This is a genomic window from Vreelandella sp. 2A-K22 (assembly GCF_054065485.1).
Map to the genome: position 1 here is coordinate 207,842 of NZ_JBSUGC010000006.1, position 13,730 is coordinate 221,571.

14 protein-coding genes are annotated in these 13,730 nt (G+C 57.9%); 5 read left to right on the top strand and 9 right to left on the bottom strand.

Features of this window, described 5'->3' with window-relative positions; translation table 11 throughout:
- Positions 1–11 precede the first annotated feature (11 nt).
- Positions 12–350 carry a low molecular weight protein tyrosine phosphatase family protein gene (locus ACW17M_RS10370; protein WP_041158123.1) on the bottom strand — a complete coding sequence of 113 codons (339 nt, stop codon included), beginning with the start codon at positions 348–350 and terminating at the stop codon, positions 12–14.
- Positions 351–576: 226 nt separating this feature from the next.
- Here ACW17M_RS10370 and ACW17M_RS10375 point away from each other — a divergent pair, with 226 nt between their 5' ends.
- On the top strand, positions 577–2,388 hold the full coding sequence (locus ACW17M_RS10375; RefSeq protein ID WP_041157821.1) for a DUF4153 domain-containing protein: 1,812 nt from the start codon (positions 577–579) through the stop codon (positions 2,386–2,388).
- 39 nt (positions 2,389–2,427) lie between these two features.
- On the opposite strand, the gene ACW17M_RS10380 is transcribed toward ACW17M_RS10375, so the two are convergent.
- The 7 genes from ACW17M_RS10380 to ACW17M_RS10410 form a co-directional block, all read right to left on the bottom strand.
- The gene (locus ACW17M_RS10380; RefSeq protein ID WP_457547350.1) at positions 2,428–3,441 is read right to left on the bottom strand and encodes a Rieske 2Fe-2S domain-containing protein; all 1,014 of its coding nucleotides are present in this window, start codon (positions 3,439–3,441) and stop codon (positions 2,428–2,430) included.
- Positions 3,441–4,601 carry an ATP-grasp domain-containing protein gene (locus ACW17M_RS10385; RefSeq protein WP_427768584.1) on the bottom strand — a complete coding sequence of 387 codons (1,161 nt, stop codon included), beginning with the start codon at positions 4,599–4,601 and terminating at the stop codon, positions 3,441–3,443. Before ACW17M_RS10385 ends, ACW17M_RS10380 begins: the two co-directional genes overlap by 1 nt.
- Positions 4,594–5,892, bottom strand: a complete 1,299-nt coding sequence (locus ACW17M_RS10390) for a hypothetical protein (RefSeq protein WP_152618893.1) — start codon at positions 5,890–5,892, stop codon at positions 4,594–4,596. Before ACW17M_RS10390 ends, ACW17M_RS10385 begins: the two co-directional genes overlap by 8 nt.
- Positions 5,819–6,667, bottom strand: coding sequence for an MBL fold metallo-hydrolase (locus ACW17M_RS10395; protein ID WP_041157819.1), 849 nt, complete (start codon positions 6,665–6,667; stop codon positions 5,819–5,821). Before ACW17M_RS10395 ends, ACW17M_RS10390 begins: the two co-directional genes overlap by 74 nt.
- Positions 6,664–7,674, bottom strand: a complete 1,011-nt coding sequence (locus tag ACW17M_RS10400) for an NAD-dependent epimerase/dehydratase family protein (protein ID WP_427768580.1) — start codon at positions 7,672–7,674, stop codon at positions 6,664–6,666. Before ACW17M_RS10400 ends, ACW17M_RS10395 begins: the two co-directional genes overlap by 4 nt.
- Positions 7,671–8,666, bottom strand: a complete 996-nt coding sequence (locus ACW17M_RS10405) for a 3-oxoacyl-[acyl-carrier-protein] synthase III C-terminal domain-containing protein (RefSeq protein ID WP_457547351.1) — start codon at positions 8,664–8,666, stop codon at positions 7,671–7,673. The genes ACW17M_RS10400 and ACW17M_RS10405 overlap by 4 nt, the downstream gene beginning before the upstream one ends.
- 171 nt (positions 8,667–8,837) lie before the next feature.
- A complete protein-coding gene (locus tag ACW17M_RS10410) occupies positions 8,838–9,125 on the bottom strand; it encodes a hypothetical protein (protein ID WP_027959842.1) in 288 nt (95 codons plus the stop codon).
- A 422-nt stretch (positions 9,126–9,547) separates the two neighbouring features.
- Here ACW17M_RS10410 and ACW17M_RS10415 point away from each other — a divergent pair, with 422 nt between their 5' ends.
- From ACW17M_RS10415 to ACW17M_RS10430, 4 genes are all read left to right on the top strand, one after another.
- Entirely contained in the window at positions 9,548–10,795 is a 1,248-nt protein-coding gene (locus tag ACW17M_RS10415) for an AGE family epimerase/isomerase (RefSeq protein WP_027959843.1), read from the top strand.
- 381 nt (positions 10,796–11,176) lie between these two features.
- Positions 11,177–11,998 (top strand): aldo/keto reductase, encoded by an 822-nt coding sequence (locus ACW17M_RS10420; protein ID WP_027959844.1) that lies wholly within the window; start codon positions 11,177–11,179, stop codon positions 11,996–11,998.
- A 37-nt stretch (positions 11,999–12,035) separates the two neighbouring features.
- On the top strand, positions 12,036–12,449 hold the full coding sequence (locus tag ACW17M_RS10425; protein ID WP_027959845.1) for a hypothetical protein: 414 nt from the start codon (positions 12,036–12,038) through the stop codon (positions 12,447–12,449).
- Positions 12,446–12,676 (top strand): hypothetical protein, encoded by a 231-nt coding sequence (locus tag ACW17M_RS10430; protein WP_342583886.1) that lies wholly within the window; start codon positions 12,446–12,448, stop codon positions 12,674–12,676. The genes ACW17M_RS10425 and ACW17M_RS10430 overlap by 4 nt, the downstream gene beginning before the upstream one ends.
- 107 nt (positions 12,677–12,783) lie before the next feature.
- Here the strand turns inward: ACW17M_RS10430 and ACW17M_RS10435 are convergent, their stop codons facing one another.
- Positions 12,784–13,680 carry a DMT family transporter gene (locus ACW17M_RS10435; protein WP_009287227.1) on the bottom strand — a complete coding sequence of 299 codons (897 nt, stop codon included), beginning with the start codon at positions 13,678–13,680 and terminating at the stop codon, positions 12,784–12,786.
- Positions 13,681–13,730: the final 50 nt, after the last annotated feature.

The following is a 13,730-nucleotide window of genomic DNA, read 5'->3' on the forward strand; positions in this document are numbered from 1 at the left end:
CCAGCTCCTCGCTATGTTTCGACTGCCGACAACCGCACATACTCAGGAACCCTTTCCTTGAGCAGGGTGATGAGTTCAGGCTGCATTAACTCGTAGTGGTCGGGAATATCCAGGCAGACTAATCTCTTCCCCTTGAGTAACTCCCAGTACGTCTTGGTGATTTCATCCCGATGGCTCTTTTCCATCACTAGGACGATGTCAGTCCACTCAATTAAGCGCCAAGAAACGGGCGTTTTAGCACTCGAACTTGTTCCAGCTCCGATTGCTTGAATACCGGGGTAAGCTGAAAAGACACGTTCAGCCGTCGGACTGCGGAGTCTATTTGCGCTGCATATAAACAGAAGATTCAAAACTCCTCCCTGGCCCGGCTTTACGACGTGCCTAAAGCACAGCATAATTAATTAGCAGTATTTCGTGCCGTCTACCTTTGCACTTTGCAACCTTTGTAACTTCCTCGCGTTATTATAGTTGCTTAGGGCTAGTTAATTACCTAGGGCCAGCTAGTTATTTAGAGCCCGTTAGCTGCTTAGAAGAATTACGGGCCTCACGCCGCCACTCAACCGTAGAAGAGCTGTCATGGACGATAATCGCCTAAATACCCTGGATCGGGCCACTAGCCTGGGCTTGATTTTTCTCGCCGTTGTACAGGGTTGCGCGCTCTATGCGCTGCATTTGGCTATCGACCATGAGTACTGGCTGGTCGCCGACCAGCGCTGGCTTAAGGCGCTCTACACCGTCGCGGTCGCCTTGCCAGCTTTTTATCTGATCAGCATCGTACGACTGCGTGATCGCATCAACTTCCTACCGCTGCTGCTAGCTCCCCTACTGTTTTGGCTGGGCTGGCACCTTGGCTGGGTCGAGCAGGTGCCCGAGCCACAGCAGTGGGGAGGTCACCCGTTTACCTTTGCCTTTTGCATGGCCGTAGGAGTTGCCTTGTTTATTCTTGCGCTGTTCTTTCGTAGCAGCGCCGCCAGTGGCACTTGGCCAAAAACCTATCAGCCCATGTTGGATTATTCATGGGAGCACGCCCTGACAATCGCCCAACTAGGCCTGTTCATTGGCGTTTTTTGGAGCTTGCTATCTTTGTGGGCAGCGCTCTTTTCAGCCATTGGCTTAGACTTTTTCAAAACATTGTTCCAAACACCCGCTTTTTTCTATCCAGTCACCTGGCTGGTGATTGGCATGGGGCTGGTGATGATCCGCAATCGCTTTCGTTTTATCGCGAGCGTAAGACTGATGTGCGAAGCGCTTATCAAGGCGCTACTGCCGCTGGTTGCCCTAATCATATTGATGTTCTTTGCCGTGCTGCCCTGGACCGGCCTGCAGCCGATATGGGATACCGGCAGAGCCGCGCAAATACTTATGGCGCTGATGTTGACCCTGCTGTTGTTCTTCAACGCCGTTTTCTATCAAACCGATAACAAGCTGCCCTATCCTATATGGTTACGCAGCGCCATTATGCTCGCCGTCGTATTGCTGCCGATAGGTAGCCTGCTGGCCGCCTGGGCGCTCTGGCTACGAATCGACCAATATGGACTCAGCTTGGATAGGCTCTGGGCGGCACTGCTGCAAGTGCTAACCGCGGCCTTTACCTTCAGCTATAGTTTGATTCTGCTTTGGCGACGGCAAGCAGCACTACCCAATCTACAGCGCGCCAATGTTGGCTTGGCCCTGCTGGTGGCCGGGGCGCTGATCGTGGTTAATACGCCGCTGGCGGATATGCGCCACTGGGTGGCCCAGCATCAGGTCAAGCGGTTGATAGACGGACGCACCACTGTGGATGCTTTCGACTACCGCTATCTACGCTTTCACCTCGGCCAGCCGGGCAGTTTGGCATTACAAGCACTTGCTGACAGCGAGTTTGCCCAATCGCGACCTGAGCTGATACGGCGTATTGATCTCTCGCTAAAGCAAACCAATCGCTGGAACCAGGATCCTCTCGTGGATACCCACAACCTGGATGATGTCGCCCAGCAGTTTAGCGTGAACCCTGAAGACGCCACGCTACCCGAGCCACTGCTCGCCTTGTTAATTGAGCAGGGCTCAGCCTGCCTAAGCCAAGTTGAACCCTGCCAAGCGTTTCAGGTAAGCAATGAGCATGAATTACAATGGCTTATCTACGCGTCCTACAGCTCGCATGGACAGGTCTATACCGAGCACAATGCAGGCTGGCAGCATCTAGGCACGCTGACTGAGTTAGGCGCAGCGCAGGATGAAAATGCTGACGGCTGTCGAAATACCAAACCGTCAACCGATTTACAGCCCATACCAGGGTCGTTAAACGCCTATCAGAGTGGTATCTGCCTATATAGCTTGCAGCCCAGCCTCGAAAGCGTCAGGCAACAAATACAAGCCCGCGCAGAGGCAAGCGATGTTCGGATTGATTAAGGTGGCTGCTCCCCGCATTGACTACGGTTTACGCGGGGGCTAAAGCCTTACCTCCACGGCTGGATCAGTGCCGGGCTCTAACTGCTCACCGACCCAGAGCCGATGCAATCGGGTTTTGAGAATATCGCCAGGTCCAGAGATGAATTTAGGTTGTCCGAAGTGAGTCATCACTTCGTGTTGGCGCTCTAGTGCACGACGATCCTGCGAGACCACTGGGGCCAGGAACAATCGTATGGCTGCTTGTTTGAGCCAGCTTGGCGCCAACCCCTTGGGTGTCGAAAAGCGCGCGAAAGGCGTGAAACTGTTTCCCGTCGCTGGCGTGAAAATGGCGGTGACACACAGGGTTAGCTTGGTCTCACCTTCCCACCGCGCTTGAACCGTAGTGGGCGGATAATAGCGCGATACACTGCGCGAGCGGTCGCGCTCCAAAAAGCGCGACATCAGACCATAGTCAGGCTGGGTTTGCTCGATGGCCATATCGATCCCGTCGCCGTGGCTGGTAACAATCAGCTCCACTGGCAAGCGTCGATCCCGGCGACGAATAAAACCATGATGCAGATGATTGGTGTGGAACGGATCCATCACATTTTCAACCGCATCGTAGGCGCGACCCACCCAGGTGCCTTGTTGCCACCAGAAATGATCAAGTTCAGGGTTGCCAAAATCAGGCGGTAACACGGGCTCGGGCGGTGCCGCGTCAGAAAGCGCCACAAAGATCCCGCCGTGCCGTTCGACTACGCACAGTGCGTCGGCCTTCAGCTTTTGATCATGGGCCGTATCGACCAAACAACCGGGCACTTCGATACAGGTTCCATCGCTTGCGAAGCGCCAGCCGTGGTAAGGGCACTCGAGTGCCCCCTTGTGCACACGCCCTTCAGAAAGTGGGTAATTGCGGTGCGGGCAGCGATCAACCAAGGCGCCAATCCCCTCTTCGCTGCGAAAGAGTGCAATCGGTGTATCGCAACACATGACCTTTTGCGCTTTGCCGCGTTTCAGGTCTTTCGATAAGGCAACCAGGTGCCAGGCATCGCGGACTGACTGGGGAAATGTCATTAAGGCAGCTCCTCACCATTCCACTCGAGATCGTAAGTGGCGGCGGCATTAGTCGAGATATTGTGTTTGAAACCCATCAGGGAGAAGGAAGCGGCGTCGCAAAGCGCACCAAGCAAAGGCCAGCGATCGCCAGGCCGAGACACCACGTCGCGCCCGGTAGCAACGCAGCGCCACCAATCGCGCATACGCGCACCACGCACCGCCTGCGGCAGGCCAAATGCGACCATCGCCGGGCCAAGATAAAGAGTGCGTGGCGCGGCATCAGGTGCGGCGATCCCGTCACCGATTGCATGGGCAAGATGACCGGCACCAGTAAGCAGATGCACGCCGCTAGTCGCGCGCGGATTGCACTCAAGCAAGTAGGCAGCGCCAGCTGCATCGAACATTGCATCGCAGGCGAACTGCCCGTGGATATTGGCACACTGCGCCAGGCGAGCAGCTATTGTTCGCAGCGCTTCGCGATGGTGATCAGCGACAGGATCGAAAGCATAGCCAGCTCCCCCGCCCAGGCGCCAGCTGGAACGGTAGGCTGCAAAGGCAACCAATTCTCCCCGATGCGCCACGCCATGAAAGCAAACTTCTTCACCATGGATACGCGCTTGTGCCATCCAGGGGTTGTCGGGGCTGGGTGTAATAGCGGCCAACGCAGGCCGGTCAGGGGCGACCAGCGCGCTATCACCAAATCGGCTGAAGCGCGGTTTGAACACCCACTCGCGACTTCTGCTAGCGAAGCGAGTCAAGTCTTCTACGGAGTCTATCGGATGGCTTTCCGGCACGGGCAAGCCCCATTCGCCACAGTGGCGCGCAAAGGCGAGCTTGTCGTGTAGTTGGCGTAACGTGGCAAGGTTAGGCACAAACAGGCGCTCACCCAATCGGCACTGAAGGGCGGGCGCCGCAAGATGGAAAACCTCCTCGCAGGTCGGCACCACCCGCTCGAAACCGAAGGTATCGACTAGCTCGACAATACGCGCGTGAAAGGCTTCGCCCTGCTGCCGTGGCGCGGGATAGCGGTGAACCCGCGCAGGTGCTTTCGACCAGCGCGCCATGCGCACCGGTACGCTGTCAGCCAGATGCGGCTCCCATCCGGCCGCGGCGAAATCCCGGGCAATATCCAGCGCGGCAACCGCCCGGGCGCCGGTAATAAGCACGCGTCTAGCCATCACGCCACACCACTTTACGGCGCTTGGGGCCGCTCCACGCGCTCAGATCATGGGCGACTTCAACCGGCACCTGCAAAGCGCATGCCTGGCTCAGCGCCCGTGCAGCCGTAGTTGAAATCGCGGCTGGGCAAAGCGGCGACAGGTGTAGCACGACGCGCTCAGGCCCTGCTTCTGCCTGCCAGATTTTGTCGCCCCCCAGCACCGTCTCAAGCGCGGCTACCACTTGGGGTGGCGTAACGCTGCGATCTGCAAAGCGCCAGATATCGTTCACCCGGCCTTGAGGCGCATGGATGACGCGACCCGCAAAACCGCACGGGCAGGAACAACAGTCGAGCTCAAGATAATCGTCGCCGCGAACACGGACAATCGGTTGGCTGGTGCGGCGAAGGTCGGTAATGATCGGTCGATAGCCGGGCGTGCCGGGAACCGGCTCAAGCTCGATAGCCATCGCATGATCGTTGAGATGCAGCCTGCCGTTGGCACACTCAGCGGCCAGAAACCCTTCGGTCGCTTGGTATATTTGGCGTGGCCTTACCCCCAATCGCTCAGTAAAGTAGTGACGCTCCGCGTCACCGGCCGGTTCGCTGCCGCAAAACAGATACTGCAGCGAGGGGAAATGCGCCCCTGCTTCAGCGAAAGCGGCCAGCCGATGGGGCGGTGCGATCAGGATCGTCGGCGCGAATTGCGCCAAGCCCGCAATGCTCTGTTCAATCGACGCTTCGAGGGGGAAATGTGCAAACGTAAACCGCCCTCGCCCCACATCGCTGTAAAGCGCATTACTGGCGCGCAAATGCAGGGCGAGCCGCTGGCGCTTGAGCAAGGCACGCGCCGGTAGCAGTCGGGCCAGGCTCTGGCCGATGTAGTCGGCACGTTCTGCGGGGCTGGCGAGAAAGAGCCCTCGCGCACCGCCTCCCGTTCCGGTCGACCAGCCTGCCGACAGTTCGCCAACGGCTGTGTCTTGTTCCGCGGCGGCGGCCAACTCGCGCAGTTCCCCATCGCTCATATCTAGGCTGTTCCAGGCGCCGTAATCAGCACGAAGATCCGCGATTTCAGTGACTGGAAACTCAGCCAAATCACGACCGGCATAGCGTGCCCGTGCGGGCGTAAGGGCGATGACAGGCTGCAGCTTGCGCCACATGCTGGCTCGCCGCATAGCCAGTTGCCCCGGCGACATGCTCAGCGCACGCCGCGCTCGTATCCACGCGGCTAAGACCCGGTCAGTTCGCATCATGGCCGCCAAAAAGCTTGGCACTGGCAGCGCAATGTGAAGGCAGGATGACCAAGTCGCCATTGCAGCACGCCGCCTCGCTCAATAGGTTTAGCGTTGCGCGATAACGATGGGTATCGCCGAGAAGCGTGGTGGTAAGCCGCGGCGGCGGTCGGCGCTGCGTGATTGACTTGCCAAGCCACACCGCATCGGCAGCGAGCAAGACCTGGCGATCGTCGTTGGTGCGCAGTGCCAGCCCCCAGTGGCCGACGCAGTGGCCGGGCAGTTCGACGGCGATCAGGCTACCATCGCCCAGGATGTCACGACCTTCGTTAAAGGGCGCAAATCCGCTGGGTAGCGCCACTGCTGGAGCATCTTCGAAAAAGCGAGCATTGGCATCGGCCGCCTGAGGAACCAGTGCAGGCAGCAGGCCCTGGCACACGCGGCCAAAGCGACCCGGTCGGCGCAATTCGGACAGACCCGCACGGGCGCAATAGACCGGCCGCTGGGCAAGGTGGCACATCCCGGCGACATGATCGCCATGAAAATGCGAGATGATGGTGCCGGCAATCGCGCTATCTTCAATCCCATGGGTCGCGAGCCAGGCGCTCCACGCCTGCTGTGCATCAATTTTGACCGGCGTTGTCCAGCGATAGAACCGCTCGGGAAACGTCTCGGTTGCATTGATAAAAGCAGGATCATAGCCGGTATCGAACAACAAAATACCCCGCGTCGGGTGATCAATCACCCCCACCATGGCGGGAAAATCAACCGCACATAGGCTCCCACCTGAGAAAGTGGCGATCTCTGGATGGCGGCATAAACCGCGTTCAAGCCAGCGAAATCCGACGCGGATCATGGCTGCTTTTCCTGCATGGCAAGCTGCCGCGCTTCGGCCAGCAGGGTTGCCAGTGCATCATGCTGGGGTCGGTAGCCGAGTAGTCGCTGAGCAGGCTCAAGATCAAAGGTCTGAGAGTAGGCCAGCGTCGCCAGCTTGTAACGTGTCAGCATCGGCTCGCGGGCGGAGCGCATCAGCAGCGCAGCGTTTTCACTGAGCACAGCGATAGCACGCGCCAAGCCAACCGGCAGTGAGACAAGCTGCGGTGTTTTGCCTAACGCATCGGCGAGCTTACCAGCCACCTCTCGTACCGCAATAGGGTTACCTCCCGATATGTTGATTGCCTTTCCGGCAAGCCCAACTGCCTGCTCCTCAGCGGCGCAGATGGCCCATGCTGCGTCGCGCAGATCGGTCAACTCAATCAGCGCCCTGCCGCCACGCGGAAGCGGCATCCGCTCGCGCCCCGCCAGTTCGGCCAGCTTGGGCAAGATCACCCGGTCGCCCGGCCCCACCAGTGCGCGCGGGCGAATGGCGCAGCAGGCCATGGCGTCTTCCCGCGGCGCAAGCACGCGACTTTCCGCCGCGAGCTTGGTACGTGCGTAGTGGTTAAGTGGCTGAAGCGCAGGGCCGTCATATTCGCCGATGGCTATCCGGTCACGATACGCCGCAAAAATTGACGGCGAAGAAACAAATACGAAACGTTCAACGCCCGAGCGGCTGGCCGCTTCAAGCAGGCGTTCTGTCAGTTGAATGTTGTGGATCTCAAATGCTCGCCGGGGGCCCCAGCTGGCCGATAAGGCGGCGGCATGAATCACGCTATCGACATCCTTTAAGAGCCCGCGAAAATCAGCTTTTGGATGGCTAAGATCCGCCCTAACGAACTGCGCGCCGAGTGACGTAAGCGCCTCGCCCGCCGCCTGCGAACGCCCTGTGGCTCGCACAGCATGCCCGCGTTTTAGCGCCTCGCGCACCAGCGCCATGCCCAGCCCGCCGGTCGCCCCGGTGATAAGGATGCGCCGTTGGCTCATAGATTAAGCACCATGGCACTGGCACTGATCCCCGCGGCGGTGCCCAACAGCAGGATATAGTCACCCGGCTTGGCGCCCCCCGTGGTGAGAGCATAGGCGAGCACGGTCGGGATTGAGGCGGCGATCTGGTTACCGGTCGTTGGGAAGATATTGACCACGCGGTCACTGTTGGGCGCGAAAAGCCGCTTGATATGCTCGACCCCTGGCGCACTCGCCTGGTGGCAAATCACGCAGGCAAGATCATCCTTGCTTATTTCCGCCTGTTCGAGCGCACGCTCAATGACGCCAGGCAACGCTTTGGCAGCGGCCTTGAAGATGCCAAAGGCGTCCATCTCGAAATAGGAACCGGCGACCAGCGCCTGGTAACCTTCAGCGATGCGCAACTTTGTGCCGCCCGCCCGAAGCTGCGCTAGCGCGTGGTGAGCACCATGGGTAACCGTAACGCTTGAGCGCATTCCGCAGGTTGGGTCTGACGTCGCCTCAATCGCCAGCGCCGCTGCGCCATCGCCAAAGATGGACCGCGTTTTCGGCTCCTCAGGGTTAAGCCCTGCCGACGCGATGTCACTCGCAAATACAAGCGCGCGCCGCCAGCGCCCGCAGGCAATGCCCATGGCGGCGATATCCAGTGCCACCATAAAGGATAAACAGGTCTGGTTAACATCAAAGCTAGGCACGCCGGACTGGCCAAAGCCGAGTCGGTTCTGGACTAAAGCGGCTGTAGACGGAATCGGTTGCTCCATAACGCCACAACCGCCAATGATGACGTCGGGCGGTGTATTGCCCCAGCCAGCGCGGTTCAGCGCCTCACGGGCTGCCTCAGTCGCCATCGTCGAGGTGGTCTCATCCTCGCTCGCGACATGGCGCGCAGCGATGCCAAACTGGCGTTCTGTCCAGCCGGCCGATTGACCTTGACGCTCGTCCAGGGCGCGCGAAGTTAACAGGGTGTGAGGGCGATAGCTGCCCCACCCGGCAATCGTAAAGTTGCTAATCATATGTCCAATTCTAATCGATTCGCTCTCATACTCTAATAAAGCTTAATATCAATCAATTAGAAATTAGACGATGTTCATTTTATGGCTAACTTGGTGGAGCGCGTAAAGGAGAGCCAATCACACGCTAAAAAAGCTCGTGATTTGCGGATAGCTGTCTGCTGCTTACGTTTGTTAAATTCCAGTTGCACCGACCGTGGCGAGGCCCAGGGAAAGAGCCAACACCGCTAATAGCCTCACCCACCACAGAGTGAACTGCCTGCGAAACAGGTTTATAACAAACAGCATACTTCCTACTATCCCAACTAAAACACCTACTCCAACGACTATCGCCCCTGGCTCGCCACCGAGAAAGTAGGCGCGCATTATTTCGGGAAACAAACTCCAGGCAAAAGGGATGAGCAAAGCAACTGCAATACTTGCTAAACCAGTAACTAATGCCGCGACTTCGAGCCTAAACATAGCACTCCAATATATATTTAATGCCGCTTCTCACGGGTGGCAAAAACGCGGAAATGTAGAAGCTATGGTATTCGATACTTGACCAACTGTTTTGGCGCAAAGACTTTGCGCTGAAACTAACGAAGCGCGACGATGAAAAAAGCGAACCAGGCTGAGAAGTGCGCCACCTGACGGTGCGATAGGTTGTATGTCTTTATGATTGCATTTTCTATAAGTCGGATTCATGGTCATAGCATATAACGTAGCTTTGGCATCTGGCGCATGGATTGTGTATGCGGCCACAAAGGGCTCGGTGTCTCAATTAAACATAACCTACGCCCCTTGAGCAAAGCACCGCTTATAGCCTTCCAGCTGTCAGACCGGCGGCACCATCGTCAATGGCTGAGGTAAGATCCCACTCGATCACATAAGGCATGGCTGCGATGAACCACGACACCGATCAAAAACCCCGGCGCTGGCTCAATAGTGCCACCCATCACCACTGGCTGACCCGCGAAGGGCTCGCATTGTTCGAATTTCATCGCCAGGCGCGTCTGGCCTCTGGTGGTTTCGCACTACTCGATGGTGACGGGCGCATTCCCGACGGCGCCAGCGCCGACACCATGCTCACCGCACGCATGGCGCACAGCTGTGCCCTGGCGGCACTACAAGGCCTACCAGGTGCTGCAGCACTGGCCGAGCACGCCATTCGCGCTTTGTCTGGCAAGCTGCGCGACGAGCATCACGGAGGCTGGTTCGGGGCCGATCCCGCCACCAGCGACGACCGCACTAAGCAGTGCTATACCCATCACTTCGTCGCCCTCGGTGCCGCCACTGCGACCCACGCCGACATTCCCGGCGCGGCTGCTCTGCTCGAAGAGGCCATTGGGGTGATCGACACCCGCTTCTGGTCGATGGATGAGCAAGCTTTTGTCGAGAGTTTTAGCCAGGACTGGAGCGAACTGAGCGACTACCGCGGCGGTAACAGCAACATGCACGGCGTAGAGCTGTGCTTGGCGCTAGCCGATGTGCGCGACGAACCGCTATGGCTTGACCGGGCGCTAGCCATCGTTGAACGGCTGATTCACCACCACGCGGCTCCCCGGGATTACCGCATCCTCGAGCATTTTCATGGCGACTGGTCAGAATGGCCGGAGCACAACGCCGACTGCCCCGACGACGGGTTCTATCCCTATGGCGCCACGCCGGGTCACGGTTTCGAGTGGTCGCGGCTGATGCTGCAACTGGAGGCGGCGCTTGAATCTCGCGGCCGCGCAGCTCCTTCTTGGCTATTCGCTGACGCTGCGGCGCTATTTGACGCCAGCCTGCGTGACGGCTGGGCCACCGACGGCACCCCAGGGCTAGTGTATACCGTGGATTGGGAGGGTCGCCCAAACTCCCTGCGGCGTCGCCACTGGACTCACGCCGAAGCACTGGCCGCCGCTGCCGCGTTTCTACAACGCACCGATCAGGCCCACTACGAGCGCTGGTATCGGCGGCTTTGGGATTTCATCGACACCACCTTTATTGATCGCGCGCGGGGCGGCTGGTATCAGGAGCTCGACGGTAAGCTGCAGATCGACACTGCCGAAGGTGACATCAAGCCCGATCTCTACCACGCTTACCAGGCCACACTGATACCGCGGCTACCCTTGGCACTCAACTTGGCGTTGGCTGTCGAGAGGCTGTAGTAGCTCAACCTTTACCCGAACTGATCGTATTATGACCACCTGAGGTTAGCTGCCAGGGTAGTGGTCACTGTGGCTAACCTAGCTATTTTTCGACTGTCGCTAATCGTACATACTCTGGAACTCTTTCCTTGAATAATTTAATGAGTTCAAGCTGCATTAACTCATAGTGATCCGGAATAGATTCAAAGCTCCCCCTAGGCCCGGCTATACGGCCTGCCTGAAGCGCAGCGATGACTTTGACGTATCGAAGCGGAGGCATTCGAGTGACGCGCCTGGCTAGCTGCTCCTAAGCATGTACGCCCGATGCTTCCGCTCTTCTCGCATGATATAGAGGACGAGAACCCACCTCTCATCCATTTACCCAACAACCAGGAGGAGAACATGCAGACAATCAAACTAGGCGGAGAAAGCGTACCCCGTATCGGCCAGGGCACCTGGCATATGGGCGAGAATGCAGGGCAGCGGCAGGCTGAGGTCAGGGCGCTGCGCGAAGGGCTGGATCTGGGCATGACGCTGATCGATACCGCCGAGATGTATGCCGAGGGCGGTGCTGAAGAGGTCGTTGGCCAAGCGATCCGTGACCGGCGCGATGAGGTGTATCTGGTCAGCAAGGTCTACCCGCACAACGCCAGCACCAAGGGTGTTCAGGCTGCCTGCGAGCGCAGCCTGCGCCGATTGGGCACCGACACTATCGATCTATACCTGCTGCACTGGCGCGGCCAGTACCCGCTGAGCGAAACAGTGGAAGCCTTCGAACGGCTGCGTGAGCAGGGCAAGATCCTGCGCTGGGGTGTGTCGAACTTCGACATTGACGACTTAGCAGAGCTCAACGAGCCAGCTTGCGCCACCAATCAGGTGCTCTACAATCCCGAAGCACGGGGCATTGAATACGACCTGCTGCCCTGGCAAGCACAACAAAACATGCCGCTCATGGCCTATTGCCCGATCGGGCAAGGCGGCGCGCTACTGCATGATGCCGCCCTGCAACGCATCGCCGGCAAACACAGCGCCACCACCGCGCAAGTCGCCCTCGCCTGGGCTCTGCGCCACCCTGGTGTGATTGCTATTCCTAAAGCCGTGAAACTGGATCACCTCAGACAGAACTTTGATGCAGATAACGTCAGACTCGACGAAGATGATCTGGCACAGATCGATGCCGCCTATCCTCGCCCAATGCGCAAGCAGTCTCTGAAGATGGTTTGAAGAAGAGTCATTAACAGCCCAGCACTGGAGTGATGTCATGTCACTGCCCGCCCCACAACCAAACGCCTGGATTCGCTTTCTCGCCCACCTGCTGTTTATTCTGGCGGCGTGGACGCTGTTCATTAAATACCTGTTTCCCATTGGGTACGGGCTGGCATACGGCGAGCCCTGGGCAAGGCATATCTATTGGGATCTATGGCCACTGGCGCACGTTTGGCTAGGTTGGGCGCTGCTCGAACGGCCTAGCTATACGCGTGCATTGGCGGTGGGCATGTCCGTCATTGAAATCCTCATCATCTGTACCCTGTTCGTCCGTTTTCTCGCCGACCCTGAGTGGTCGATCTGGCGTACCAACTGGTTTGTGAATAAGGTATTTGTGCTGACATGCTTTGTGCTGGTGTTGGCTGCCACGGTGCCGGTTCAAAAAAACCTGAAGGAGCGACCGCTATGAAGCATCACATCAAGCATCGCATCACGCGCAGACAAAGCCTTACGATCATCGGCACCACGCTCACCGCCATGACGCTCCCAACCGTATCACTTCTTGCCAACACGGGCGGGATGCAACAGAAGACCTTTGCGGGCACGGACAAAACGCTGCCATTATCGGCATGGGCACTTGGCGAACATTCAACGTTGGCAGTGATCCGAAGCTGCTCGATGTGCGTACCGAAGTAGTTAAGGCATTCTTCGAGCATGACGGCGGACTGATCGACTCTTCGCCCATGTATGGCTCGGCGCCTCCAACCACCGCAACTGAAATGCAGTGCCCTCTTTATTAGTCACTAAACAGGCTGCCGCCACCGCCAAACCAAACGATGGGCATTAAACATCAGCAGGTTGCCACTCACAATCATTGCTAACCCTATAAGTGCATCCGCATGCCACTGGTAACCCTCGAACACCGTTGACAGCGCCAGCGCAACCAAAGGAAACAATACCGTCGCATAAGCCGCCTTACCGGCACCAATACGGCCGACCAGCATAAAGTAGGCACCAAAGCCTCCCACCGATCCTATTACCGCCAAATAAACCAGGGCACCTAGATATCTCGGTTCCGCTGGCAGGCTGAAACTGGCTCCCTGAGCCCAGGCAATCAGCCCCATCAACATCCCCCCATACAGCATAGCAAAGGCGTTGGTGGTGTTGATTTTCAAGCCGCATCGCTGGTGCCTGACCGACACCATGTTACCCAGCGAAAACCCGTAGGTACCCAGCAACGTCAAACCAATGGCGCCCAGCAGTTCCCACGTAGCCTCAACTGTGACCAGATCCTGCCAGAAAATCAGCGCCATGCCCGGCAGACCAAGGGCCAAAGCCAGGTAAAATACCCGCGGAACCGGTGTGCGAAAGAACAGGTAGCCATTGGCCGCATTAAACAGTATCGACATAGAAAACAGGATGGCAATTAGGCCGCTGGGCAGATAACCCGCAGCGGTATAGAAGCAGTAGAAATTCAAACCAAAGACACAGCCCCCCTGCAACAGGCAGAAAAGATGATCCCTGGTATGCAGAGCCTGGCGTCGGCGCAACAATGTAAGCCCGGCCAACAGCACCAGCGCGGCGATGAGAAAACGATAGAATACCGAGACCGGCACCGCCACCTCGCCCACTTGCCAAGCGATAGCCAGCCAGGTCGAGCCCCAGATAAGAACTGTTGAGATATACAGAAGACTATTCATGGCTTGCCATTCCCAGAGTGGTTAGTGTCAGCCATAGTATCGGCTCACCC